This is a genomic window from Synechococcus sp. 65AY6A5, from assembly GCF_002760415.1.
In the GTDB taxonomy this organism is placed as follows: domain Bacteria; phylum Cyanobacteriota; class Cyanobacteriia; order Thermostichales; family Thermostichaceae; genus Thermostichus.
The window spans coordinates 466,130-489,610 of the sequence record NZ_AXUW01000001.1 but is presented as its reverse complement, the minus strand read 5'-3'; the positions used below and the strand labels follow the sequence as shown (position 1 = coordinate 489,610).

The following is a 23,481-nucleotide window of genomic DNA, read 5'->3' as shown; positions in this document are numbered from 1 at the left end:
TCTACTGCGCTGTCGAGAGCCTTTCAAAGCAACCCTAACTCCGGTGGTGGGCTAGCCATAGCAGGGGATCTGCCATTCCGGTTGGCCACAAACCGCACACAATGTCGCAAAAGGAGGAGAATTGAAAAGCATTCGGCCTTTGTGGAGATTGGCTTGTGCATCCAATTGGGATGGGATCCCTGGCCAGCTTGATCGCCGGCTTGGCGACGGGGCTGGGGGCTTTGCCGGCCCTTTTTCTTCCCTCGCTCTCCGAAAGGGTACAAGGGATCCTGCTGGGGTTTGGGGGTGGGGTGATGTTGGCCGCCACCTCGTTTTCACTGGTGGTGCCGGGCACCGAGGCGGCGCTGGCGCTGGGATATTCCCAGTTCGGGGCGGCCGTGGTGATGGTGGCGGGCCTGTTGTTGGGGGCGATCTTTCTGGAGAGTGCCCACCAGCTTTTTCCCCACGAGCACTTTTTCAAAGGGGCTGAAGGGGAGAACCGCGCCCACCTAAAGCGGATCTGGCTCTTCATCATTGCCATTGCCCTGCACAACTTCCCGGAAGGCCTGGCGGTGGGGGTGGGTTTCGCTACCGGCCAAGTCAGCGATGGGTTGGCGCTGGCCCTGGGGATCGGCCTGCAGAACATGCCGGAAGGGCTGGTGGTGGCCTTGTCGCTGGCCAGCCAGGGGTATTCGCGGCTGTTTGCTTTTGCCATTGCCCTGCTGACCGGGCTGGTAGAGCCCATCGGCGGCATCGTGGGAGCGACGGTGGTCACTTTGGCTCAGCCGCTGCTGCCCTGGGGCATGGCCTTTGCCGCTGGTGCGATGTTGTTTGTGATCTCGGATGAGATCATCCCCGAGTCGCACCGGCAGGGGTTGGAGCGGGAGGGCACCTTTGGCGTTCTCAGTGGGTTTGTGGTGATGCTGCTGCTGGATATTGCCCTGGGTTAAAAAGGGATCCCGTCCTGAGGTGAGGTTTTATGCTGAGCAACGAGCCTTTTCTGTGGCGGGGAAGAGGGGATCATGCCTGCCTGCTGCTGCACGGGTTGGGGGGTGGCGTCTACGAGTTGCAGTGGCTGGCGGAGCGGCTGTTGGCAGCCGGCCTGACGGTGCAGGGGTTTAACTATCCCGGCCACGACCGCCCGGCACCCCGCATGCCCCCTTCCCGCTGGACGGAGTGGTACGGGCGGGTTTTGGAACATTACCTGGCGCTGCAGCAGGAGTACCCGCGCCTTTCGCTGGTGGGGTTTTCCACCGGCTGCCTGTTGGCGCTGCACCTGGCCTTTGCCCACCCTGTCCACAAATTGGTCCTGCTGGCGCCGTTTTTTGCCATTCGCCACCGCTGGTACTATCTCTTTCGCCCGGAGCAGTACCTCAACAGCCTGGGCTGGCTCTTGGAAGAGGTTCCCCGCTTTCGCCTGCCGATTCGGGATGGCGATGTCCGCGCGTTGGCAGAAAGAGTGGCCTATTTGCGCAGCTTCAATCTAACGGCGGTGCGCAGCGCCCTTGAGCTCATCGAGCGGGTCAGGGGGGAAGTAGCCAGCATCCAAGTTCCCACCCTCATCCTGCAGCCGCGCCAAGATACAGTGGTGGATCCCGACCAGGCGGCGTGGCTCTACCGGGAGCTGGGATCCGCCGAGAAGACCCTGCATTGGCTGGAGCGCTCCGACCACGTTCTCACCTTGGACTGCGAGCGGGAGACGGTGTTTGCCCAGGTCTGCGCCTTTCTCACCCCGGATCCCGCTCCAGCCGCATCAGCGTAACCCGCTGCCAGGCGCCGCCCTCGTCGTAGTCGCGCACCAGGCGCAGCAGGTGGCGGCCCTCCGGCCCTTCCGGAAACCAGCTCAGGCTGAGGGAAAAGCGGCGATCCCGATGAAGGGTGGGGATGGGCAAGGGATCCGGCCCGCCCATCCACAGCCCCCCCGGCAAGGGATCCCAAGGGCTGGCCCACTCTGAGAGATAGAGATCTACATGAGTTTCGCTGAGCAAGCTATCGGCAGCAGAAAAGCTCTGGGCGATCCCCCGCCATCGCCCTTGCAAGGCCTCTCCCAGTTGCGCTTGGGTCAGCGCAGGAAAGTCGGCCCCAAGATCCAGCACCTGGCCGCGCCGCTCCAAGATGACCGTCACCCGCACCAGGCGGCCCTGGGGATCCCACTGCTGCACCACCCGCGCCTTGCGCTCTCCCCAAAGAAAGCCCTGCTCGACGGCAAAATCGCCAAACGGTGCCAGCTGCAGCCGCCCGTTGGAAAAGGAGCCATCGGGGAAAAAGCGCAAGCCGGGCGAGAAATCTTGATAGACCCAGCTCTGGCGGCTTGTTGGGGTAGGGGATCCCTCTAGGGGGTAGTAGGCATTGGTTTGGCGGATTGCGTCCCGATCCAAAGCCTCAAAGGTGATGAGGCTGCGCTTTTGGCCCACCAGCTCCCAGCCGTGGGCGGTGGGTCGATACTCGGAAAAGAGCCCGTGCCATTCTCCCAGGTGCAGGGCCAGGCATTCTCTCTGGGTTGTCATGAAGCACTGTGAAGTAACATTAGGGAGACGCAACGCGGAAGACAGAGCCGATGGGGAGGAAGTTCCGAGGTGGCATTTTACTGGTTTTGGGGTTTATGCTCTCGCCCTTTTCCTGGTGGAACGATTTGTTCTTCAACCTACCCATTGCCTATGGATTTGGCTACCTCTGCAGCTTGTGGCAGCCCCAGTGGCTTTTGGGAGGAACCCTTGCCGGGTACTGGCTTTCCAACTTGATTGGCCTTCTCCTGATGCAGTTTGGCGCTACTGATGTGGTTGAGCAAGGGGATAAACCCCGCAACCTAAAGCGCGATCTCGTTATTAGTTTGGCTTCTTCTACTGCCTACACTTTGGCGATCCTCGGGCTGGTGCAGCTTCACCTTGTCGATATCGGCGCCCTCTTCCCCACTTCTTAAGCTCATGCCCCTCCCTCTTTTCTGGACAACGCTGGCGGAAGGGATCCTCGCCTTTATTGCCACCCACATTGACGACTTTTTTGTGCTGGTTGTGTTGTTTGCCCAGGTGCAGATCCAACCTACTTGGAAGGGCTGGCAGGTTTAGCTGGGGGGCTACTTGGGCTTGGCAGGATTGATCTTGATCAGCCTTTTGGGGTACTTGGGGGGCCTGGTGCTGCCGCCATCTGCCATTGGCCTGCTGGGACTGATCCCGCTGGCGGTGGGCGGCTGGAAATTGTGGCGATCTGAAGCGGAAGAAGCCCTGTCGAAAGAGCTGGAAAAACTGCAAGATCGACCACCCGCAAAGACTGGGCTGCTCTTTTTGCCCTCGCCAGCTCTGCTGTCCATGCTCCTCACCTTTGCCAATGGCGGGGATAACATCAGCTTGTACGTTCCTTTGTTTGCCGGCAGCACCCCTCTCCAGTTGGCTCTCTTTTCTATAATTTTCTTTTTGATGAAAGGGCTGTGGTTTGCCATGGCTCAAAGGCTGACGGTGCAACCGGAAGTGGCCAAGATCTTGGCTGAACAGGGAGAGCGCTGGGTACCCTGGATTTTGATGAGATTAGGGGTGTGGATCCTGTTCAAAAACGAAACTTGGCGATGGCTGCTCGGGATCCCGTAGCGGGCGGAGTCCCTTCGAGTTTCAGTCGTTGTGCCGCTCTGAAGCCGGATCCTAGTTCAGATCTTCGTGGCGGTGTTCCCGTTCCCGCCAATCAAATAGCGGCGTTCTTCCGCGCTTGTGGGGGACTGATTGAGTTGTGCAATTAGTTGTGCAATTAAGCGACGTAAAGTAGCCGTGCCCTAACCATAAACTGACGCAAAATAATCAACGAGAATCCATCAAGGACTGGTGAGGACAGTTCAAGATCAGAACCATCCAATCATCAAAAAATGGGGTAGGCCAAATTAACTTATCAAAGGATCGTCAAAAGATCCCAGAATGCGCACTTCTGGCTCTAGGAATATCGACCATCGTTGATAAACCTTTTCTTGGGCCAAGCAAATCAGACGGTAGATGTCGTTGGCGCTGGCCTGACCACAATTGAGGATGAAGTTGGCATGGCGCTCGGAGATCTGGGCCCCGCCAATCCGGTAGCCCTTCAGACCGACCTGCTCAATTAGCCAGCCGGCAGGATAGGTTTCGGGGTTGCGAAAGACGCTGCCACAACTGGGCAGATGATAGGGCTGAGAGCTCAGGCGCTGGTTGAGGTGGCGCTGGGTTTGTCGCTGCACCTGAGCCGGATCCCGGCCTGGGAGTAACTGCAGCGTTGCCCCCGTCACCGTCCAAGGAGAGTCCTGTAGCCGCGAGCGGCGGTAGCCAAATTGCAGATCGACCGGTTCTAAGCGGCAGGGCTCCTGCTCTTCATCCAAAATCTGCACTTCCACCAACACGTCCGACATGGCGCGCCCGTGGGCGCCGGCATTCATCACCACCGCTCCCCCCAGCGTGCCCGGGATCCCGATGGCCCACTCCAAGCCACTCCAGCCCCGCTTGGCGGCTGCCCGCGCCAGGTTAACCAAAGGTTCTCCGGCAGCGGCCCAGATCCTCCCCCCCTCCAACAGTTGCATCCCGCGCAAACGCCGGGTGTGGATCACCAGCCCCGGCAGGCCGGCATCGCTGATGAGCAGGTTGCTGCCCGCCCCCAACAGTGTAACCGGGATCCCTTGCGCCCGCGCCCAGGCCAAACATTGCTGCAGCTCCAGATTGTTGTGCGGCTCGCAATACCACTCCGCCTTGCCGCCCACCCGAAAGCTGGTCAGAGGGGCCAAGGGGATCCCCGCTTGAATCCGTCCAGAGAGTCGGGCAACGCTTGAGGCATTGGGCACGCAGGGAGCTGTAGTCATGATGCCAATACCTCAGAAGCCCCCATCTCCCTGATCCCATCCTCCGCTTGCCCCGGCAATTTCCCTTCAAAGTTTGCCAGAGGCTGCTCCCCCAGCCGAGCCGCATAGGCCCGCATCGTAGCGGCTATCTGTTGATTGAGATCGCCTGCGCCCAAAAAAATTGCCAGATCTCCAGGTTGCAAGATAGACGGCAACACCTGCGGCAATTGCGGCAAAGAAGACACATAACGTACATGGGGATGGTGCTCCGCCACCGACACGGCCAGCCGCAAGCTGTCGGAGCCCTCAGGCGCTGCTTCTCCCGCCCCATAAGTGGGCACGATCACCACCACCTGCGCATCCGCAAAGCAGCAAGCAAAGTCCTGGAACAACTTGGCCAAGCGGCTGTGGCGATGGGGCTGGAACACCGCCACCACCCGCCGCTGCTGCAGCCGTGCCGCCCGCAGCGTAGCCCGAATCTCGCTGGGATGATGGGCATAGTCGTCGATAAAGGTGACCCCACCCACCTCGCCCCTGTGCTCAAAGCGGCGCCGCACTCCCGGAAACTGGGCCAGAGCAGAGGCAATCACGGGGAACTCCAAGCCCAGCTGCCGCCCCACGGCAACCGCGGCCAGAGCATTGCTGAGGTTGTGGGATCCCAGCACCTGCAGGCGGAGCTGGCCGAGGAGGGATCCCCTTTCCCAGATCTCGGCAGAGGTGCAATCGGCAGTGTAGAGGATCTGACGGGCCTGGTACTGGGCTTGGGGATGGCCGGCCAGGCTGTAGCCGATGTCCACCTTGAGGTGGGTGGCCACGTTGGGGCAGTCCAGACAGGCCACCAGGGTTTGGCTCTGCTGCCCATACTGCTGAAAGGCCCGGATCACCTGCTCCAGATTGGCGTAGTGATCCGGGTGGTCTAGCTCAATGTTGGTGATCACGCCAATTTGGGGATAGAGCCGCACCAGGGATCCATCCGACTCGTCCACCTCGGCTACCAGGTATTCCCCCTGGCCTAGACGGGCATTGCCATCCCAGGCGTCCATCTCCCCGCCGATGATCAAGGTGGGATCCCAGCCCGCCGCCAGTAACATGTAGCCAATCATGCTGCTAGTAGTGGTCTTGCCGTGGGTGCCCGCCACCCCAATGCTGGGACGATGGTTAAACAGGGCAGCCAGCAAATCGGCTCGATGCCAAACCTTTAGTCCCTTGTCCAGCGCCGCCGCTAATTCCGGGTTGGTGGGGCGAATGGCGCTGGAGTAGACCACCTGGGGATCCCCGGCCAAACCCTCCAGAGTGTGCCCCTGAATAAAGCGCACCCCCAAGGCTTCCAGGCGACGGGTGCGGCCATTGGCGGCAATATCCGACCCTGAAACCCGAAACCCCTGCTTGGCCAAAATGTAAGCCAGAGCCGACATCCCCACCCCGCCGATCCCGACAAAATGATAAGCCGGAAGTAGCGGGTTCAACGGATCCAAATTTTTCGCAGGCGGAGATGGAGAACGAGCTGGCGCCGGCGCAACGGCATCTTTCCCCCCAACTGTTTCCACCATCGCAACTCCACCTCACTCCTCGCACCACACCTAGAAATCGGCACCTGCAGAAAGGCCCCGGACACGGCAGATCATATCAGGAATCCCTTGGGTTAGGTAGCCGACGAAGGTCGACAACCGAAGACAAGCCGGAGAAAAACGAATACCCGAAAAATAAACACATGAGAAAAACCTGGACATCCTTGCCCCATAAACTTTACATTTATTAAAGAATGGCAACTGTAACGACCGACCTCAACCGCAAAACTCAACGAGTAGGGAACGATGAATCAGCGGCTACTCTGGTCTATTGCGGGAGCTGGATTGCTGGCCGGAACTGGGCTGGCCTGGCTGGGCCTGAGCCAGCAGGCGGCCACCCAATCCGTATCAGAGAATGCAACGGAGGAGACGCGGCTACCTCCCCGCGTTGGCGCCCTGGGTCGCCTGGAGCCGGAAGGAGAGGTGGTGCGGGTGGCCGGCCCTCCGGGAGAGCGACTGGGAGAGCTGCTAGTGGCCGAAGGGGAGCGGGTGAGGGCGGGGCAAGTGTTGGCACGTCTGGAAAGCTATCGAGAGCGCCTGGCCGAGCGGGAGTATGCTGCTGCCCAACTCCAAGAAGCCCGCGCCCGGCTGGAGGCCGAGACCCGCTTTGGCCAAGCTCAAGTGGAAGAGGCGCGCACCCGCCTCAGCCGCCTAGACGAACCGCAACAGATGCAGATCCGATCCCAGGAAGCGGTGGTGGAGCGCCTTCGGGCGGAGCTGGCCGATGCCGAGGCCAACCTGGCTCGCTTCCAGGCCCTGTGGCAGGAGGGGGCTATCTCCCAGCAGGAGCTAGACCAGAAAGCTCTGCTGGTGCGGCAACGGCAGGAGGACTTGCGGGCTGCCGAGGCCACTCTGGATCAACTGCGCCTGGCCCGCGAGCGGGATCTGCGCAACGCCCAAGCCCAGGTGCAAGCTGCTGAAGCGGGGCTGAGGCGGGCGCAAGCGCAAGTGCAACTGGGATCCCTGGCCCGCAACCTGGAGCTGGCGGAGGCCCGTCTGGAGCGCACCCTCATCCGCGCCCCCCGGGCCGGCCAGGTGCTCAAGATCCGCACGCGGCCTGGGGAAGTTATCGCTGCCGACACAGGGATCCTCGAGCTGGGCAACACCGACCAGATGATGGTGGTGGCGGAGGTCTACGAAACCGACATCCTGCGGGTGCGGCCCGGACAACGGGCCACCATCAGCAACCGCGCGCTGCCAGAAACGCTGCAGGGCCGGGTGGAGCGGGTGGGCCTGCAGATCGGCAAAAAAGACGTGCTCAACACCGACCCCGCCGCCGATGTGGATGCCCGCGTGGTGGAGGTGTACATCCGCCTGGATCCGGAAAGCAGCGCCCGCGTGGCCGGCCTGACCAACCTGCAGGTGGATGTGGCCATCGAGGTCGAGGGGTAGGAGGGGGGAATGTCCGGCCTGTTCAGCGTAGCGTTTATCGGGCGGCGCATCCCCTTGGCCTGGCTGCAGTTGACGCGGGAGAAGATCCGCCTGCTGGTGGCCCTGGCGGGCATTGCCTTTGCCTGCATTCTCATGTTCATGCAGTTGGGCTTCCAGGACAGCCTCTTGGAAAGCGCCATCCGCTTCCACGTCGCCCTCAAAGGGGAGATCTTCCTGGTCAGCCCCCAGTCCAACGCCCTCATTGCCATGAACACCTTTTCCCAGCGGCGGCTCTACCAGGCGTTGGGCTTTGAGGGGGTACGGGCCATCTCGCCCGTCTATGTGGGCTTTGCCCTCTGGAAAAACCCCCAGACCCGCCGCACCCGCAGCATCTTTGTGGTGGGGGTGGATCCCTCTGCCGACCTGCTGGAGTTGCCGGAGCTGACCCCCGACAAGTTGGAGGAGATCAAGAAAGCAGACGTGGTGCTCTTCGACCGCCGCTCCCGCAGCGAGTTTGGCCCCATCCCGGAGTGGTTTGAGGCCGGTCGAGAAGTTTTTACTGAAGTAGGCAACCGCCGCGTCCAGGTGGGGGGCCTGTTCAAGATGGGGGCCACCTTTGGCGCCGATGGCACCATCCTCACCAGCGACCTCAACTTCCTGCGCATCTTTCCCCAGCGGGAGCGCGGCCTGGTGGATATCGGCGTAGTGCAGCTGCAGCCGGGAGTGGATCCCCAGCCGTTGGTGCAGCAGATGCGGGCCTTGCTGCCGGAAGATGTGCGGGTGCTGTCGCGGGCAGAGTTTATCGATATGGAGCAAAGCTACTGGGAGGAGGGCACGGCCATCGGCTTTATTTTCGGCCTGGGGGTGGCCATGGGCTTCATCGTCGGCATTGTGATTGTCTATCAGATCCTCTACACCGATGTATCCGATCACCTGGCGGAATATGCCACCCTCAAGGCCATGGGCTACACGGATACTTACCTGTTGGGGGTGGTGTTTCAAGAAGCTATTTTGCTGGCCGGCTTGGGGTATATTCCAGCTTTTGCCCTGGCAGTTTTGCTCTACGATTTGACGGCCAATGCTACGTTGCTGCCGATCGCCATGACCTTCAACCGGGCGGTGTTGGTGCTGCTGCTGGCAGTGAGCATGTGCTTTATCTCGGGGGCCATTGCCGTGCGGCGGCTGCGGGCAGCCGATCCCGCCGACATTTTCTAAGTTTTGGCAAGAATGGAGGAGGCAGATGGATTGTTGAATAGCTTGATCAACTGCCCAAAGACTTCTGGGATCCCTTCAATAGGCTTCTGGATGGTTCAATCGCGGCGGTTCCGATGATGGCCCAAGCGGTTACTGAATTGAATTGTCAACCCAAGTTGTTTGAGATTTTGAGCTCCCTATGCTGCCTTCCCTTCTCGATCAAGCTGCCCTCGCTTCCACCCAACATGCCGTTGAGCCGGTGGTCAAAGCCGAAGGGGTGAACCACTACTTTGGCGAGGGATCCCTGCGCAAGCAAGTGCTTTTTGACATCAACTTCGTTTTGCAGCCGGGGGAGATCGTGTTGTTGACCGGCCCCTCTGGCTCCGGCAAGACCACGCTGCTCACGCTCCTGGGAGCTTTGCGCTCGGTGCAAGAGGGCAGCCTGCGGGTGTTGGGGCAGGAGCTGCGGGGCGCTAAGCCCAACACCCTCATCCAGATCCGCCGCCAGGTGGGGTACATCTTCCAGGCCCACAACCTGCTGCGCTCCCTGACGGCGGCCCAAAATGTGCGCATGGCCCTGGAGCTGCACAACGGCCTTTCTCCTCAACAGGTGCAGCAGCAGGCAGAAGCGATGCTGGCGGCGGTGGGTTTGGGGGATCGCGTCCACTACTACCCGGAGCAGCTTTCGGGAGGGCAGAAGCAGCGGGTAGCCATCGCGCGGGCCCTGGTCAGCCACCCCAAGTTGGTGCTGGCCGACGAGCCGACCGCAGCCCTGGACAGCAAGTCGGGCCGCGAGGTGGTGACCCTGATGGAGAAGTTGGCGCGAGAGCAGGGCTGCACCATCCTCATGGTGACCCACGACAACCGCATCCTCGACATTGCCGACCGGGTGTTGCACATGGAGGATGGCCGCCTGGAGAGCCAGGTTGTTGCCTAGTTTGCCGGGGCGTGGCGGCGGTACCACTCGATGGTGCGCTGCAGCCCCTCCCGCAGGCTCACCTTGGCCACAAAACCTATCCTCTCGCGGGCTTTGGAGACGTCCAAGCAGCGGCGCGGCTGGCCGTTGGGCCTGTCGGTTTGCCAGCGGATCTCGCCCCGAAACTCCATCAGCTCGCAGATGAGGGCGATGAGATCCCGAATGGAGATCTCCTCGCCGGTGCCCAAATTGAGTGGCTCAGGGCTGTTGTAGAGCTGGGTGGCCAGGAGAATTCCCCGAGCCGCATCTTCGGCGTAGAAAAACTCGCGGGTGGGGCTGCCATCTCCCCACACCTCGACGTAGTTCTGGCCCCGCTGCTGGGCTTCATGCACCTTGCGGATCAAGGCCGGGATCACGTGGGAGCTTTCCGGATCGAAGTTGTCCATGGGGCCGTAGAGGTTTACCGGCAGGAGGTAGATGCCGTTGAAGCCGTACTGCTGCCGGTAGGCCTGCAGTTGCACCAGCAGGGCTTTCTTGGCGATGCCGTAGGGGGCGTTGGTCTCCTCCGGGTAGCCGTTCCAGAGATCTTCTTCCTTGAAGGGGACGGGGGTGAACTTGGGATAGGCGCAGATGGTGCCCACGCAGACAAACTTCTCCACCCCCGCCAGGTAGGCGGCGTGGATGAGCTGGGATCCCATGATCAGGTTGTCGTAGAAGAGCTCCGCCGGCTTGGCCTGGTTGAGGCCGATGCCGCCCACATGGGCCGCCAAATGGATGACGACATCTTGTCCCTGCACCACCTCTTGGCAGACCTCCCAGCGGCGCAGGTCGTGGGTGCGGGAGCGTGGGATCCGCACCTGCTCCGGCTTGACCCCCAGGAGTTGCAACTGCTGCAGGACGTGTTTGCCCAAAAAGCCGCTCCCTCCGGTAAGCAAGATGCGCTTTTGGCTGAGATCGATGGCACTGGACAAGCTGTTGGGCGTCATGGCTGGCGCGGAAAATCCCCGGCTTTCATTATGGGGTAAGGCGGCAGCTCCTAACTGCCCAAGCCTGAAGACAGCTCTGCCTGTAGCCGCTCCTGGGCCACCTGCAGGGCTTGGGCCAGTTTCTCTGGCTGTTTGCCGCCGGCCTGGGCCAGGTTGGGCCGCCCACCGCCACCGCCGCCTGTCAGCTTGGCGATCTCGCCGATAAAGGAGCCCGCTTTGAGACCAAGTTTCTGCACCGCCGGGCTAAAAGCCGCAACCAGGCTGACCTTGCCAGCTTCCGGCACCGATCCCAGCACCACTGCCCCTTCTCCCAGTTTGTGGAGCAGATGTTCGGCAGCAGTTTTCAGCGCCTCGGGGGGAGTGGATCCCAGTTCCGCCGCCAAGATCTGCAGATTGCCAACAGCTACAGCCTGGGGCAGGAGCCGCTCTGCCTGCAGCAAGGCCAATTGGCTGCGCGCCTCCTCGAGCGCCCTCTGGGCGGCCTTCAGCTCCGCCTGCAAAGCCGCCACCCGCTCCGGGATCTCCTGGGGCTTGGCCTTGAATTGGGCGCTCAGCTCCCGCACGACGCTATCCCGCTCGTTTAGGTATTCCAGCACCGCCGGCCCGGCTACCGCCTCGATGCGGCGGATCCCGGCCGCTACGCCACTCTCGGAGATGATCTTGAACAGGCCGATCTCGGCAGTGTTGCTGACGTGGGTGCCGCCACAGAGCTCCATTGACACCCCCGGAAAGTCAACCACCCGTACCTCGGCGCCGTATTTTTCCCCGAACATGGCTATTGCCCCCCTGACCTTGGCCTCTGCCAGGGGCATGATGGAGACTTGCGCAGGATGGGCCTCGGCAATCCAGGTGTTGACCAGATCCTCAACCTGCTGCAGCTCTTCGGGAGTAAGGGGACGCGAGAGGGTAAAGTCGAAACGCAGCCGGTCAAAAGCCACTAGAGATCCCGCCTGGCTAATAGAGGGATCGACAACCTTTTTCAGGGCTGCCTGCAGCAGGTGGGTGGCTGTGTGGTGGGCCTGGGCGCGCCGCCGGCAGGCCAGGTCAATCTGGGCCTGCACCGGATCCCCCACCCGCAGGATCCCCCGTTCTACCCAGCCAAAGTGGACAAACAGATCCCCCCGCTTCTGCACATCCTCCACCCGCACCAACACTCCGTCGCCGGCCAGGTAGCCGCGATCCCCGATTTGGCCCCCGGACTCCGCATAAAAAGGCGTGCGATCCAAAACCACCTGCACCGACTGCCCGGCCTCTACCTGGGGCACCGACTTCCCTTCCACCAGCAGGGCCTCCACCACGCCGCGGGCAGAAGACTGGCTGTAGCCCAAAAACTCCGTCTCGATTAAAAACTCGGCCAGCTCGTCCAGGGATCCCTGGGCCGTGACGTCGAGGGTTTGGTGGGCGGCGCGGGCCCGCTGCCGCTGTTTTTCCATCTCTTGCTCGAAGCCCTGCACATCCACGCTAAAGCCGCGCTCCTGGGCAATTTCCTGGGTCAGCTCCAACGGGAAGCCGTAGGTGTCGAAGAGCTTGAAGGCGTCGGCACCCGAGATCTGCTTGGGCGCGCCACTGGCCGTGACGTTGGCAAACAGATCAAACAGCAGCCGTTCCCCCCGCTCCAGGGTCTTGAGAAACTGCTCCTCTTCCCGCTGCAGCTCGGCCTTGATCACCGCCTCCCGCTCCCGCACCTCCGGATAGGCGGCCTCCGCCAACTGGATGGCCGTCTCCACCACCGGCAGGGTAAAGGGCTCGCCGATCCCCAAGAGGCGCCCGTGGCGCACCATCCGCCGGATCAGCCGCCGCAGCACATAGCCCCGGTCCACGTTGGAGGGGATCACCCCATCGGCAATGAGATGCATCACCGCCCGCGCGTGATCCCCAATTACCTTGAGGGAGACTTTCTGCTCGGGGCTGGCCTGGAAGTAGTCCACCCGGGCAATCTCGGCCGCCTTCTGCACAATAGGGAAGATCAAATCGGTCTCATAGTTGTTGGGGACTCCCTGCAGCACCTGAGCCAGCCGCTCCAGTCCCAGGCCGGTGTCGATGTTTTGCCTGGCCAAGGGAGTGAGGCGGCCCTCGCTGTCCCGGTTCAGCTCCATGAACACCAGGTTGTAGATCTCCAAAAAGCGAGAGTCGTCCCCTAGGTCGATCTGCTCATCCCCCAGCTCCGGCTTGAAGTCGTAGTAGATCTCCGAGCAAGGGCCACAGGGGCCGGTGGGGCCGGCAGCCCAGAAGTTGTCCTCCTCCCCCATGCGCCGGATGCGGTGGGGTGGGATCCCGATCGCATCGCGCCAGAGGGCAAAGGCCTCCTCATCTTCTCGAAAGACGCTCACCACCAGGCGCTCCGGCGGCAGGCCAAACACCTCTGTCACCAGCTCCCAGGCCCAGGTGATGGCTTCTTTTTTGAAGTAGTCGCCAAAGCTGAAGTTGCCCAGCATCTCAAAAAACGTGTGGTGGCGGGCCGTCCGTCCCACGTTCTCGATGTCGTTGGTGCGCACGCATTTCTGGGCAGTCGTGACCCGTGGGTACTGTGGATCCTGATGGCCGAGGAAAATCGGCTTGAAGGGCAGCATGCCGGCGATGGTCAGCAGCACCGTCGGATCCTCCGGCACCAAGGAGGCGCTGGGCAATACCTGATGGCCCCGCTGGGCGTAGAAATCCAGAAAAGCCTGCCGGATGGCGGCACCGGAGAAGGATGGAGACATGGCCAAGGCAAAGGGTAACTGTATTGATCAATTCTAGGTTTTTTGGCTCTGGGGCAGTTGAACTCCCGCTCTCGGATGGGGCCAGTGTCGCTCCCCAAAGCGACACAATCTAAGCGATTTCTCTGATTGAGCCCAAGTGGGCAAACGCTAGGATCAGCCTGTTCGAGGCGGATGCGCAAGATTTTTCTCTCCTTGGTCTAGGCTAGATGTATCTCTGGCAACTTGCTTGCCCGCCCATCGGCCCCGTCTCGGTTACCTAGACGTCAGCCGGTAGCGCCTGAATGATATGCCCAACTGCTACTGCCTCAATCCGGACTGTCTGCGGCCGGAAAATCCCCCGGCTGCCTCCACCTGTGCCTTCTGCGGGCAGCCGCTGCTGCTGCGCAATCGCTATCGCGCCTTCAAGCGTCTGGGGCAGGGGGGATTTGGCGCCACCTTCTTGGCCCGCGATGAGGACATGCCCTCCAAGCCCTGGCGGGTGATCAAGCAGTTGCGCCCGGCTGAAAATTCGCCCCAACTGGCCAGGCTGGCGGAGGAACTGTTTAACCGCGAGGCCGAGGTGTTGGAGCGCCTGGGGGAGCACTCGCAAATCCCCAAGCTCTACGCCCACTTCCAAGAAGGCGGCAAATTCTACTTGGTGCAGGAGTTTATTGAGGGGATCACGCTTGCCCAGGAGATGCGGCGCAACGGGCCTTTTTCCGAAGAACAGGCTCGGCAGGTGATGCAGGAGGTGCTGCTCATCCTCAGCTATGTCCACAGCCACAACACCGTCCACCGCGACATCAAGCCGGCCAACCTGATTCGCCGCAAAGAAGATGGCCGCCTGGTGCTAATCGACTTTGGGGCGGTGAAGCAGCTTGGGCCAGGCCACACGTTGTCGGAGGAGGGAACGGCCATTCGCTCCCTGGGCTTTTCTCCGCCGGAGCAGATGGCCGGCCAGGCGGTAGGCCCCGCCAGCGATCTCTACGCGCTGGCCGCCACCTGCCTCAACTTGATGACCCTGGAGTCGCCGGCCAAGTTTTACGACCACAACACGGGCCAATGGGATTGGTCGGATCGCCTGCAGCTCAGCCCCGAGTTCGACGCCATTTTGCGCCGCATGCTGCACCCGGTTATCAGCCAGCGCTTTGCCACGGCTACCGAGGCGTTGCGGGCTCTGCAAGGGATCCCGGTGCAGGAGGGCCCGCCTTCCTCGCCGGTCATCTTGCCCCCTTCTCCCTTGACTGCCGGCTCCAGCCCGTTGCTGATCTCCGACCATTGGACCAGACGCCGTTCAACCTCTCCCCCCCCTGCCCGAACAGATGGGTTCTCGCCTACGCCGCTCCCTCGGCCCGGCGCGGGAGACATGCTGCCCCTGGGATCGGTTCCCACCGGCTGGGGGAGCACCACCGGTTTTACCCAACTGGGCCAAGCCAGCCGCATCACCGGCGGCGGGCAGATCAAGCCAGCCACCCCGCCGCGCATCCCGTCTTTGGCGGGGGCGGATCTGCGGGGCAAGTCTTTTGCCAACCAGAACTTAGCCGGTTACGACTTGCGCTGCGCCGACCTGCGGGGGGCCGATTTTTCGGGGGCCAACCTGCAGGGAGCCGATCTGCGCGGGATCCGCTTCAACACACCGCAACCCCGCTGGCTGCGCTTTTTGAGCCGGCTCCTCGGCTCGGCCAAAACCTTGGGCGAGATCCTAGCAGGCCTGGGAGGGCTCTTGGGAGCCGGGAGCCTGGCGTTTTTGCTCGTCCATCTCGCCACGCGCAATGTGGTTTATGCCTTGGGGGCGGCTGGGATGGCTTTGGTGGTAGCCGGGTCGGTGCTCTGGTCTGCAGGCGGCAGAACTTCCCTGCCACGCCAAGCCGAAGAAAAGGGCAAGCGCTTCACCAGCTTTTACAAAGCGGATCTGCGAGGGGCACAGATGGATAGGAAGCTGCGGGAGTTCGCCCGCCGCCAGGGTGCCATCTTGAGCTAGAGCAGATCCGTTCCCGCCTTAGGCTATGGGAGGAAGGCCTCTGCGGAGGGCCTGGCTCACCTGCTCCGCCAGAGGTCGGCAGGCCACGGCTTTCCCTTGCCGCCGATCCCCTGCCTGGTCGTAAAAGACGATGCCTTCGGCGCGGGAAAGGCCCAGGGCCAAAAACAGCAGCTCCAAAACCCCAAAGGAGGTGGCCTCTAAGTCCGGCGCTTGCTGCCGAAGTTCCGCCAGCGTGGCTTGGGCATCTTCCAGGTGGCCAAAGGCCGGGATCCACAGATGGCCGGGGGGCTCGGGTTCTGGGGGGGAGTCCGCCCCGGCGGAGCTTTCCACCACCCGCACCGTCAGCCAGCCACCATCGGGGTAGCGCAAGGTGGTGTACTGCAGGTGATCCAGGTGTTGGGCCACCTGGGTGAGCACCTCCGCCACCTGCTGCATCGCCGCTGTCGGGATCCCGTTCTGCGGGGCCTCCTCTACCAGCGTTGCTGCCTGGGCCGCCAGACTAGATACCATGATTGACAACCATCCTCATCTAAGTTCAGAATAGGTATTCGCAGCTCCTGGGGCTGTAGTTCAATTGGTTAGAGCACCGCCCTGTCACGGCGGAAGTTGCGGGTTCGAGCCCCGTCAGCCCCGTACCTGTTAGGAACACTGTAGCCTACATCGGCAAGCGGGTCAGCCCTGCTATTATAGGTACCTTGCTCCGTTAGGGTAGGGAGATGTGTGCCTTGCGGTATCTGCGCCCGGATTTGCTTCACCTCAAGCCCTATGATGCCGTGCCGCCCCAAGCTGCCGACAAGTTGGATGCAAACGAGTTTCCCTGGGATTGGCCGGTGGGCTTCAAGCAGAAACTCTCCCTCCTCTGGGAAAAAGGGATCCCCAGCAACCGCTACCCCGATGCTCATCACCAGGGCCTCAAGCAGGCCATCGCCGCCTATGCCGGGGCAGATCCGGCCCAGATTAGCCTGGGCAACGGTTCCGACGAGCTAATCCGCTCCCTGCTCATCGCCACCTGTGTGGGCGAGCGGGGCAGCGTTTTGGTTGCAGAGCCCACCTTTTCCATGTACGCCATCCTAGCCCAGAGCCTGGGGATCCCGGTGGTGCGGGTGCCCCGCCATCCCGAGACGTTTGCTCTGGATCTGGGGCGGTGTCAACAGGCCGTAGCGGAGCAGCGGGTGCGGGTGGTGTGCTTGGTAGATCCCAATTCGCCCACCGGCAATGGCCTGAGCACCGCTGAGTGGGAGTGGGTTGAAGGGTTGCCCGCCGAGATTTTGGTGATCCTCGATGAGGCCTATTTTGAGTTCAGCCAGCACACGGCCCTGCCCAAGCTGGCGGAGCACCCCAACTGGGTTATCTTGCGCACCTTCTCCAAAGCCTTTCGCCTGGCAGCTCACCGGGTGGGCTATGCCATCGGCCATCCGCAGCTTATCCAGGTGCTGGACTCCATCCGCCTGCCCTACAATCTCTCGGCCATCTCCCAGTGGGCCGTTCAGATCGCCCTGGAACATGCCGAGGAGTTTTTGGCCGACCTACCCCTCATCCGTCAGGAACGAGATGCCCTCTACCAAGCCCTGCAGGAACTGCCGGGGGTGCGGGTGTGGCCCAGCCAGGCCAATTTTCTCTACTTCCGGGTGGCAGGATGGGATCCCCAGGATCTGCAGCGGGCCTGGCAAGAGCTGGGAACTTGTGTGCGCTGTACCGGCGGCGGGCTGCGCCTAACGGTGGGCACCCCTGAAGAAAACCAACGCGCCCTGGAGCGGCTGCGGCAGATCTTGCGGTAGTTGGCTCTACTTCCAACTCCTTCTCAACCTGGGCCGAGCAATCGCTGAATCAGGCTATGAACTTGCTGGAGCTGCCTCTCGTTGAGCCGCTTCAGTTCCTCGCGGATTGCCACTTGCAGTCTCTGAGCTTCAGTTTGCTCCCGCTGCAGCAGCCAACTTTGAACAGGGCTGGGGTGCTCCACGAAGTCATGTGGCCAGGGATCCCATTCCTCCAGCTCGGGCTCTGCCTGGGGCAGTTGCTCACGCCAGCGCTCTTGAGCGCGGCTAAACTCCTCCGCCAAAAGATCGGTCGGTCGTCCCTCCGCCTGCAGAGAATCTCTGTACTTCTTGTGAACCAAAAGCCAGCGCTGCCGAATCTGAGAGCGTTGCCATCTTGGGATTCTACCGATTCTGTTTTCAGCAAAGCGCTCATAAAACCTGAGCGCATCTCGGTAGCAGCCCAGTCGCTCGTAGGCTAGGCCCACCTCCAGCGGCTGCAGCCACCAAGCGTGCTCCCCGCGCACACTGCTTACCACTTCCTGCAGAAAATCCCGCAGTCCAGGGAGCTTCCACCTCAGCTCATCCCAGTTGGTTTCCATGTCTCGAGCCATGCTGGCCACCAACTCGTAGTCATGTCCGCGCTGCCACGCCTGTGGGTGGGCCTGAACCACTTCCCAAAGCCTGCACCACTCGCGGCGCCGGATCAGGATTCGCAGCAGCAGCGGCCACTCTTTCAAGCGCTCCAGGCTGAGAATGACGTCGTTGATGTACTCCTCCCACTCGCCCGCGAGGGGACGTCCCGCCTCCTGCCATTTGCTCACCACTGCTGCGTCCTGCCGGTCTTTGGATAGCCACCTCACCTGGCCAGGCGGCTTCTCCAATTGGATCTTGGCTCGGTAGTAGCGGGAATGCTCCGTTTGGCCACCTTGATCCCAAATGGCAACTGCCTCCTCAAGTTTTTGTTGCTGGAAATAACAAATGCCGAGAATCTTGTGATATTGCCCTGCGAACGGCTGCCGCTGGCCAAGAAAGGCCAAACGCTCCCTCAAAGCCTCAAGAGTCTCTTGCCAAAAAAGTTCACGATCCTCCGGCTTAGGACAAAAAGTCCCTAGGTTATCGAAAACTTCCTCCAGCTCCGCCAAAAACTTCTCCACACAAACCTTCCAAGTCAGATCCGAATGCTTCGGGCTGACCTCAACGCTCAACCAATCTCGCACTCGAACTATCTGTCGAAAGCGCTCCATGGACTTGGCAGAGCTGCTTTGGGTTACCACCATCAAATCCACCAGAGGACCGTAGTTAGGGATCTCGGAGCACCTGGCAAAGTGAGTAGAACGATGCTGCTGCAACTCTGACCAAGCTTTTGCCTTCCAAAAGCACTCCCAGGCTTCTCGGATGAGATTTCTATTGGGTAGGGCGGATCTTTCCAAGCTTAAAAACTGACGGCCTGCAGAAACGTAATCCCTCTGCAGCTTGAGGATCCAAGCTTGGCATTCCTGTTCTAATTTCTGGTTGCCTGCCTGCCGAGCAAAGGCGCGCGCATCTTCCAAGAGCTCAGGATTTCCCTCCTCTACCCCTTGCCTAAGAAACCCAAGAGCCAAGTCCAGCACATCCTGTAAGTTTTTATCCGTCCAGTATTGGATGCCAGTGCCTTGAGCGAAGCCGGCCAGTACAGGCGGATGCGTTTGCCATTGGGATCGATCGGGCTGCAAATGAGAGTGATTGAGCCAAAAGTCAATCTCCAAGGCAGGATCCCAGAATTCCCGCCAGCCGGCTGCAGTATCCACAACAGCTAAGGCTTCGATGGGGCGGGTAATACCAACGTATAGCTGGTTGAGAAAATAATGTAGTTGCAGGGATACCTTCTCTGCAGCTTCTTGAGCGTAGTGGTTAAGCCTTCGGCTAAAGTTTTGTCGATAGCAGTCGCCAAACTTGTAGAGAATGATCTTTTTGAACTCCATGCCCTTGACAGCGGTAACAGTCTGCAGCAGCGCCGGCTTGAGATTTTGCTCCAGCTCTTCGGCAAAAACCCTCTGGAGGTCGGGATCTTGGCGCACGTAGTCCAGCTCCTCTCCTATAGAACAAGGCAGGATGCAAACTGTACCCGTGCTGTTCCTGAGCATACTCCTCAGCTCATGTTGAGTTAAGTTCTTGTCTTGGCCATCCAGTACAAACTTTTGAGCTGGCCTCCCCGGTTCCTGAAAACGCCAAGGCTGCTGTGGGCAAATCCCCCGATCATTGCTAAGAACTCGCCGCCACAAGTTGATAAGGTTGCTAAAACGAGTAATCTGAGGGCTACAGCGGTAATTATTTTTTAACTCCCGGGGACTTGGAATCTCGAGAGAATGGCCGGGCAACAAGTAAGCATGGATATGCTCGTAGAGATACCTCCTCAGGGCACCCCAACGAAATCCTGTAGGATTGATAGTTTGCAGAGGATCCCCAGCAAAAGCATAAGGTAAACGCTCGATAGCCCAATCCAACTTATATTTTCCCCAGGGGGACAAGCAGAAAACAATATTCAGTTCAAGCTGGGTAAAGTCTTGAACCTCATCACAGAAAATGACTGGGTGAATTGATCTAAGAAAACCATTCTGTAACACATCCCTAGCCAAATCTTGATCGTCCCAGTAGCTTCCGTAGGTAGTTCGTTCTTGATAACCCGGCCAAACTTGCTCGTATATTCGATCAAAGACTTCTACATTTACAGTGCGGTCGGCTTGAGGCAATTCCCGATAGCAATCTGGATCCAAGTAGTCGCTTACTCCATAGCCCTTGATCAGAGTACGAATCGTATGCCAAGCTAATTCTACATCACTGCGGCCGCGGTACCAGCTCCGGAATCGATAAAAATTGACATATCGCTCAGGTTGATAGCGTTCTTGTCTCTCTGGTGGAAGGCAGCTTAACAGGTAGTCCTGGAAGGTGCTAAAGAAAGCTTGACATCGCTCAATTTCCCCTTCTGAGAAGTCACTGCCTCTCTCTCGGTAACGATGGTTGACCCGCAAAATTGTACTTACCTTGCTGCGGGCTTGCTGTACTAGACTCGGGCTATAGGTTAAAAAGAGAGGACGGTACTGAAAGCTTCCTTTGCTTGAATCCTTCAGGTAATGGCTGCAGTAATCAGCAAAACGGTAATACAACATCAGAGATTTGCCGCTCCCAGCTCGCCCGTTGATTAGTAGAGGCATAGAGGTGCTTTGGAGAATTTCTTCTTCCTCCATCGACAAAGCTAAGTTCCCCTCTGTAGTCTCCTGGATTTCCAGCCAGACGTTTTCATCTGCAACCATGTAGTTGGGGTAGGCGCGGCGGGCATATCGCTTCCAAATCTCTAAAGATTGTGGGTGTTGGAGAATATCCGGCTGATCGGCCCCCCTCCCAAATAGGCAAGTTCGGCGCCCCAGGTCAAACCGCTCTCTCTGCTCCGGAGCGTGGTCGTAAACTCCAATTAAAAATGGAGATAAGACTTTTTCCTGCTCACATACCTGCACCAGGCTGATAGCCAGATGTATCGAGCCTTCCCGCCAGCACCTAACCTCAGTTTCTGGATAAAACAGTGGTAGTTTCCAGTAGAGATTCCCTTTCTCATCGCCAATAATGAATTGCTCTACCGCCCGATACACTTGGCGCCGCTGTTCTAGAGAAAGGGCTTGCACTTGCCGAACCCATTCCCCGCTTTCCAACACAAGCCGCTCCTGGCGGTTGGGAGTATTTAAAAACTGTGTCCAATCGTACAGTTCGTTGGGCAGAGGGAGGAGCTGGTTTTGCCGCGCTTCTTCTTGTTCATTTTCCGCTTGCCTTTGTGCCAGCCATGCCTGTAGCTGATCGTCAGACACCCAGTTCCTCACCCGCTCTTGATAGCTGGGATCCTGCCGCCGCTCCAGGAACTCTCGGTACTCGTGGCTGCCTCTCCCCCAAAGGCCAAACAAGACCAAAACCGGCACCTCTCCCAGATAGCGCAGATCAGCCACCAAGCGAACGTTGCGCCGGAGGTTGCGTTTCCAGTAGGGGTAGCGAACGTCGAACAACCGGCTTAAAAGGGTGCGATCCCCCTGCTCCAGCCGTTCTATCAGCTCCTCAAGGTTGTATGGCGCTCCTGCCTCCAAAACTTCTTCTGGGCAATACACGTACATGGGATCCCACTGCTCAAGCTGTCCTGGTTTGGAGGCCATCTTAGAGGCGGCCTGCCTTGTCTGTCAGGTCTCTCTCAAAACTTGCTACCAAACTGAGAGACTAACCAAACAACTTCAATTGAAGCTAGAGTTAGACTTTTAAGCTTTGATAAACTGTGCTGAACTGTTAGAGAATCCAGGCTGTTACCGCGCGGCCCTAACGCCGATGCCTCTGTCAAGCTGTCTGGCGGCAGCATTCTCAGCAGAAGCCGATCGAACCGGCAGAGAAAAGGTTGCGACAGGGATCCCGCTGGCTCTAGATGAGGTTGTCCAAAGTGAACTTTGGAGAAAGGTGATGGGATCCTCCCCTAGCTGGATCGGTTTGCCCTCCCTGCTGGCAACAGCGGTCTTGGATCATTGAAGCAGAACGGGGTTTGGATCCCATCTCGTCTCAATACAGCTTTTTCCGACGTGGGGGGAGTTCTGTAGAACGGTGGGATCCGGTTGTTACCCCTGTTGACCCGTTTTTCAAGAATTGTCCACCCTACTACCCAAGGAGCGGCTATGCAATTGGTTTACTTCACCCCCATCCTCGATGTGCGCGTGCAGCAAAGCACCCTTGACTTCCCGAGGCAGCAGAGCTCTGGAGAGCACCCTCGCACTTTCTTCCCCACGCCATTACAGGTTTGGGAGAGCGGCGAAGCCTACATCGTCCAGTTGTGGGCGCCGGGGGCCAATCGGGAACGCTTCCACATCGAGGCCACAGCCCAGCAGCTCTCCATCAGCGGTGAGATCCAGCTTCAAGGCCCTGAAGGTGCTGAATTACGCTACCAAGAGGTGGAGCCTCAGCCTTTTCAACGCACCCTCAAGCTAGCCAAAAGCATTCAGCCGGAAAAAGTCTCGGCCATCTACCGGGATGGCATTCTCACCCTCACCCTGCCCAAGGCCGATGCCGTGCGGGCGGTCAAAGTTCAGATAGGAACCTCAACTTCCGCAGCTGAGCCGGAAACTTTAACGGTGGAAAGCCAGCCTGCCTAGTCTCCCTTCTCCCCAAGCGAGAGGGGGCAGGGGGGAGGGAGTTCGGCTAGCTATCCCACTGCACGCGCACCTCGTCCCCTACTTTGAAATCCAAGGTGCGGCTGGCGTTGCCCCGGTTTTGCGCGATCTCCACCCAGCCGGAGCTGCCCACCAGGGCAAGCAGCTCGCCCTCGCTTCCCTCGGCAAAGGTGGCGGCGGAGCGGATGGTGATCCCCTTGATCCAGGCCCTCCAGTTGCGGCCCTCTACCCAGTTGCCAGGGAGAGTGGTGATGCCGTTGCCGAAGCGGTCGATGGACTGGATCACGCCGCGGCCGCCGTCGGGTTCTGCCTGAGGTGGCGGCCAGTCCCAGCGAACCAGCTCGGCCACATCCAAGGGATCCCCCAACTCTGCCAAGGGGATCCCGTTGGCCAGGTGGGCGGCCACGGGGGCAAAAATATCCCGCCCGTGAAAGGTACGGCTGGGGGAGGGGGTGCGCCAATAGCAGGGTCGGTTGAGTTCCACAGCAGCTAGAGGTGGGGATTGCTCCAGAACGCCGCTGAAGAGGCCATTGTCAGGGCCGACCAAATAGCCTCCTTGGGTTTGGATGGCCACCGCCCTTCGGCTGCTCCCCACCCCTGGATCTACCACCGCTAGGTGAATGGTTTCAGAAGGTAAATGGGGATAGGCCGTCATCAAGGCAAAACGGGCCGCTGCCACGTCCTGAGGCGGGATTTCGTGGCTAAGGTCGATAAACTGAACCTGGGGCGCGATCCCCCAAATCACCCCCTTCAGAATGCCCACGTAGGGATCCTGAAGACCAAAATCAGTGAGTAGGCTAATGACCTTCATTGGCGAGCTAAGCAGCGCTTGCCAGCCCTCTGGGAACTTTTAGCTGATACATTTACGCTGAACACTGCTGAGCATTACTGCTCAGCGGTGAAGCGATAGCATTCTGTCCGTTTCCGTTGTCACTACGCGATGCTGACGCGACCGCGCTACTCGGACGGAGTCCAAACAGAAAGGCGGTATCCCGCAAAGCCCTGAGCATAACACCCAGGGCGCCTTGCCAATCTCGTGGTAGCCTATGGTTGCACTTTGGGCATCTAAACACCTTTGCGCCACCCAACTTGGTGTG

At 60.0% G+C, this 23,481-nt stretch carries 19 protein-coding genes, 1 tRNA gene and 1 pseudogene; 12 read left to right on the top strand and 9 right to left on the bottom strand.

The features are described from left to right. Window positions 1–155: 155 nt before the first annotated feature. Together SYN65AY6A5_RS02225 and SYN65AY6A5_RS02220 are read left to right on the top strand one after the other, a co-directional pair. On the top strand, window positions 156–929 hold the full coding sequence (locus tag SYN65AY6A5_RS02225) for a ZIP family metal transporter (RefSeq protein WP_099883800.1): 774 nt from the start codon (window positions 156–158) through the stop codon (window positions 927–929). A gap of 29 nt (window positions 930–958) precedes the next feature. Then, window positions 959–1,741 carry an alpha/beta fold hydrolase gene (locus SYN65AY6A5_RS02220; RefSeq protein WP_099834843.1) on the top strand — a complete coding sequence of 261 codons (783 nt, stop codon included), beginning with the start codon at window positions 959–961 and terminating at the stop codon, window positions 1,739–1,741. Here SYN65AY6A5_RS02220 and SYN65AY6A5_RS02215 read toward each other — a convergent pair. Then, window positions 1,707–2,486, bottom strand: coding sequence for a DUF3598 family protein (locus SYN65AY6A5_RS02215; RefSeq protein ID WP_099883798.1), 780 nt, complete (start codon window positions 2,484–2,486; stop codon window positions 1,707–1,709). The two genes, SYN65AY6A5_RS02220 and SYN65AY6A5_RS02215, sit on opposite strands and share 35 nt — an antisense overlap. A gap of 50 nt (window positions 2,487–2,536) precedes the next feature. On the opposite strand from SYN65AY6A5_RS02215, the gene SYN65AY6A5_RS02210 reads away from it, so the two are divergent. The 3 genes from SYN65AY6A5_RS02210 to SYN65AY6A5_RS02205 are packed head-to-tail and all read left to right on the top strand — an operon-like array spanning window position 2,537 to window position 3,560. Beyond that, complete coding sequence (locus SYN65AY6A5_RS02210) at window positions 2,537–2,899, top strand: hypothetical protein (protein ID WP_071813522.1); 363 nt, start codon at window positions 2,537–2,539, stop codon at window positions 2,897–2,899. 4 nt (window positions 2,900–2,903) lie between these two features. After that, on the top strand, window positions 2,904–3,044 hold the full coding sequence (locus SYN65AY6A5_RS13935; RefSeq protein ID WP_011430697.1) for a hypothetical protein: 141 nt from the start codon (window positions 2,904–2,906) through the stop codon (window positions 3,042–3,044). A 12-nt stretch (window positions 3,045–3,056) separates the two neighbouring features. Then, a complete protein-coding gene (locus SYN65AY6A5_RS02205; protein WP_049749765.1) occupies window positions 3,057–3,560 on the top strand; it encodes a cadmium resistance transporter in 504 nt (167 codons plus the stop codon). A 284-nt stretch (window positions 3,561–3,844) separates the two neighbouring features. Here the strand turns inward: SYN65AY6A5_RS02205 and murB are convergent, their stop codons facing one another. Both murB and murC read right to left on the bottom strand, forming a co-directional pair. Beyond that, window positions 3,845–4,783: a UDP-N-acetylmuramate dehydrogenase gene (murB, locus tag SYN65AY6A5_RS02200; protein WP_099883796.1), complete on the bottom strand. Its 939-nt coding sequence runs from the start codon at window positions 4,781–4,783 to the stop codon at window positions 3,845–3,847. Continuing rightward, a complete protein-coding gene (gene murC, locus SYN65AY6A5_RS02195; protein ID WP_099813067.1) occupies window positions 4,780–6,312 on the bottom strand; it encodes a UDP-N-acetylmuramate--L-alanine ligase in 1,533 nt (510 codons plus the stop codon). Before murC ends, murB begins: the two co-directional genes overlap by 4 nt. A gap of 264 nt (window positions 6,313–6,576) precedes the next feature. Here murC and SYN65AY6A5_RS02190 point away from each other — a divergent pair, with 264 nt between their 5' ends. The 3 genes from SYN65AY6A5_RS02190 to SYN65AY6A5_RS02180 all read left to right on the top strand — a co-directional run bounded on the left by SYN65AY6A5_RS02190 (window position 6,577) and on the right by SYN65AY6A5_RS02180 (window position 9,832). Continuing rightward, the gene (locus SYN65AY6A5_RS02190) at window positions 6,577–7,722 is read left to right on the top strand and encodes an ABC exporter membrane fusion protein (RefSeq protein WP_011430700.1); all 1,146 of its coding nucleotides are present in this window, start codon (window positions 6,577–6,579) and stop codon (window positions 7,720–7,722) included. 9 nt (window positions 7,723–7,731) lie between these two features. Further along, window positions 7,732–8,916, top strand: a complete 1,185-nt coding sequence (gene devC, locus SYN65AY6A5_RS02185) for an ABC transporter permease DevC (RefSeq protein ID WP_011430701.1) — start codon at window positions 7,732–7,734, stop codon at window positions 8,914–8,916. A gap of 178 nt (window positions 8,917–9,094) precedes the next feature. After that, the gene (locus SYN65AY6A5_RS02180; RefSeq protein ID WP_011430702.1) at window positions 9,095–9,832 is read left to right on the top strand and encodes a DevA family ABC transporter ATP-binding protein; all 738 of its coding nucleotides are present in this window, start codon (window positions 9,095–9,097) and stop codon (window positions 9,830–9,832) included. Here SYN65AY6A5_RS02180 and SYN65AY6A5_RS02175 read toward each other — a convergent pair. After that, on the bottom strand, window positions 9,829–10,797 hold the full coding sequence (locus SYN65AY6A5_RS02175) for a GDP-L-fucose synthase (protein WP_041438425.1): 969 nt from the start codon (window positions 10,795–10,797) through the stop codon (window positions 9,829–9,831). The genes SYN65AY6A5_RS02180 and SYN65AY6A5_RS02175 overlap by 4 nt on opposite strands. 50 nt (window positions 10,798–10,847) lie before the next feature. Further along, window positions 10,848–13,499, bottom strand: a complete 2,652-nt coding sequence (gene alaS / locus SYN65AY6A5_RS02170) for an alanine--tRNA ligase (RefSeq protein WP_099834839.1) — start codon at window positions 13,497–13,499, stop codon at window positions 10,848–10,850. 286 nt (window positions 13,500–13,785) lie between these two features. On the opposite strand from alaS, the gene SYN65AY6A5_RS02165 reads away from it, so the two are divergent. Then, complete coding sequence (locus tag SYN65AY6A5_RS02165) at window positions 13,786–15,459, top strand: protein kinase (RefSeq protein WP_011430705.1); 1,674 nt, start codon at window positions 13,786–13,788, stop codon at window positions 15,457–15,459. A gap of 18 nt (window positions 15,460–15,477) precedes the next feature. On the opposite strand, the gene SYN65AY6A5_RS02160 is transcribed toward SYN65AY6A5_RS02165, so the two are convergent. Beyond that, window positions 15,478–15,969, bottom strand: coding sequence for a hypothetical protein (locus SYN65AY6A5_RS02160; protein WP_011430706.1), 492 nt, complete (start codon window positions 15,967–15,969; stop codon window positions 15,478–15,480). A gap of 49 nt (window positions 15,970–16,018) precedes the next feature. On the opposite strand from SYN65AY6A5_RS02160, the gene SYN65AY6A5_RS02155 reads away from it, so the two are divergent. Together SYN65AY6A5_RS02155 and SYN65AY6A5_RS02150 are read left to right on the top strand one after the other, a co-directional pair. Further along, a tRNA-Asp gene (locus SYN65AY6A5_RS02155) sits at window positions 16,019–16,092 on the top strand. A gap of 83 nt (window positions 16,093–16,175) precedes the next feature. Next, window positions 16,176–17,237, top strand: a complete 1,062-nt coding sequence (locus tag SYN65AY6A5_RS02150; RefSeq protein ID WP_011430707.1) for a histidinol-phosphate transaminase — start codon at window positions 16,176–16,178, stop codon at window positions 17,235–17,237. A 23-nt stretch (window positions 17,238–17,260) separates the two neighbouring features. Here SYN65AY6A5_RS02150 and SYN65AY6A5_RS02145 read toward each other — a convergent pair whose 3' ends face one another. Continuing rightward, window positions 17,261–21,052, bottom strand: coding sequence for a hypothetical protein (locus tag SYN65AY6A5_RS02145; RefSeq protein WP_240530966.1), 3,792 nt, complete (start codon window positions 21,050–21,052; stop codon window positions 17,261–17,263). An 840-nt stretch (window positions 21,053–21,892) separates the two neighbouring features. Here SYN65AY6A5_RS02145 and SYN65AY6A5_RS02140 point away from each other — a divergent pair. Next, window positions 21,893–22,366, top strand: a complete 474-nt coding sequence (locus tag SYN65AY6A5_RS02140) for an Hsp20/alpha crystallin family protein (RefSeq protein ID WP_011430710.1) — start codon at window positions 21,893–21,895, stop codon at window positions 22,364–22,366. Between the two features lie 46 nt (window positions 22,367–22,412). Here SYN65AY6A5_RS02140 and SYN65AY6A5_RS02135 read toward each other — a convergent pair whose 3' ends face one another. Further along, window positions 22,413–23,195 (bottom strand): SAM-dependent chlorinase/fluorinase, encoded by a 783-nt coding sequence (locus SYN65AY6A5_RS02135; RefSeq protein ID WP_099883794.1) that lies wholly within the window; start codon window positions 23,193–23,195, stop codon window positions 22,413–22,415. 52 nt (window positions 23,196–23,247) lie between these two features. Beyond that, window positions 23,248–23,481, bottom strand: a pseudogene (locus SYN65AY6A5_RS14270) (RNA-guided endonuclease TnpB family protein); the annotation flags it as partial.

What these genes read in the sequence shown, in the direction of transcription:
- SYN65AY6A5_RS02220 (WP_099834843.1), top strand. Translation starts at nt 959, where the DNA reads ATGCTGAGCAACGAGCCTTTTCTGTGGCGGGGAAGAGGGGATCATGCC.
- SYN65AY6A5_RS02215 (WP_099883798.1), bottom strand. Translation starts at nt 2,486, where the DNA reads ATGACAACCCAGAGAGAATGCCTGGCCCTGCACCTGGGAGAATGGCAC.
- SYN65AY6A5_RS02210 (WP_071813522.1), top strand. Translation starts at nt 2,537, where the DNA reads ATGGGGAGGAAGTTCCGAGGTGGCATTTTACTGGTTTTGGGGTTTATG.
- SYN65AY6A5_RS13935 (WP_011430697.1), top strand. Translation starts at nt 2,904, where the DNA reads ATGCCCCTCCCTCTTTTCTGGACAACGCTGGCGGAAGGGATCCTCGCC.
- murB (WP_099883796.1), bottom strand. Translation starts at nt 4,783, where the DNA reads ATGACTACAGCTCCCTGCGTGCCCAATGCCTCAAGCGTTGCCCGACTC.
- murC (WP_099813067.1), bottom strand. Translation starts at nt 6,312, where the DNA reads ATGGTGGAAACAGTTGGGGGGAAAGATGCCGTTGCGCCGGCGCCAGCT.
- SYN65AY6A5_RS02190 (WP_011430700.1), top strand. Translation starts at nt 6,577, where the DNA reads ATGAATCAGCGGCTACTCTGGTCTATTGCGGGAGCTGGATTGCTGGCC.
- devC (WP_011430701.1), top strand. Translation starts at nt 7,732, where the DNA reads ATGTCCGGCCTGTTCAGCGTAGCGTTTATCGGGCGGCGCATCCCCTTG.
- SYN65AY6A5_RS02180 (WP_011430702.1), top strand. Translation starts at nt 9,095, where the DNA reads ATGCTGCCTTCCCTTCTCGATCAAGCTGCCCTCGCTTCCACCCAACAT.
- SYN65AY6A5_RS02175 (WP_041438425.1), bottom strand. Translation starts at nt 10,797, where the DNA reads ATGACGCCCAACAGCTTGTCCAGTGCCATCGATCTCAGCCAAAAGCGC.
- alaS (WP_099834839.1), bottom strand. Translation starts at nt 13,499, where the DNA reads ATGTCTCCATCCTTCTCCGGTGCCGCCATCCGGCAGGCTTTTCTGGAT.
- SYN65AY6A5_RS02165 (WP_011430705.1), top strand. Translation starts at nt 13,786, where the DNA reads ATGCCCAACTGCTACTGCCTCAATCCGGACTGTCTGCGGCCGGAAAAT.
- SYN65AY6A5_RS02160 (WP_011430706.1), bottom strand. Translation starts at nt 15,969, where the DNA reads ATGGTATCTAGTCTGGCGGCCCAGGCAGCAACGCTGGTAGAGGAGGCC.
- SYN65AY6A5_RS02150 (WP_011430707.1), top strand. Translation starts at nt 16,176, where the DNA reads ATGTGTGCCTTGCGGTATCTGCGCCCGGATTTGCTTCACCTCAAGCCC.
- SYN65AY6A5_RS02140 (WP_011430710.1), top strand. Translation starts at nt 21,893, where the DNA reads ATGCAATTGGTTTACTTCACCCCCATCCTCGATGTGCGCGTGCAGCAA.
- SYN65AY6A5_RS02135 (WP_099883794.1), bottom strand. Translation starts at nt 23,195, where the DNA reads ATGAAGGTCATTAGCCTACTCACTGATTTTGGTCTTCAGGATCCCTAC.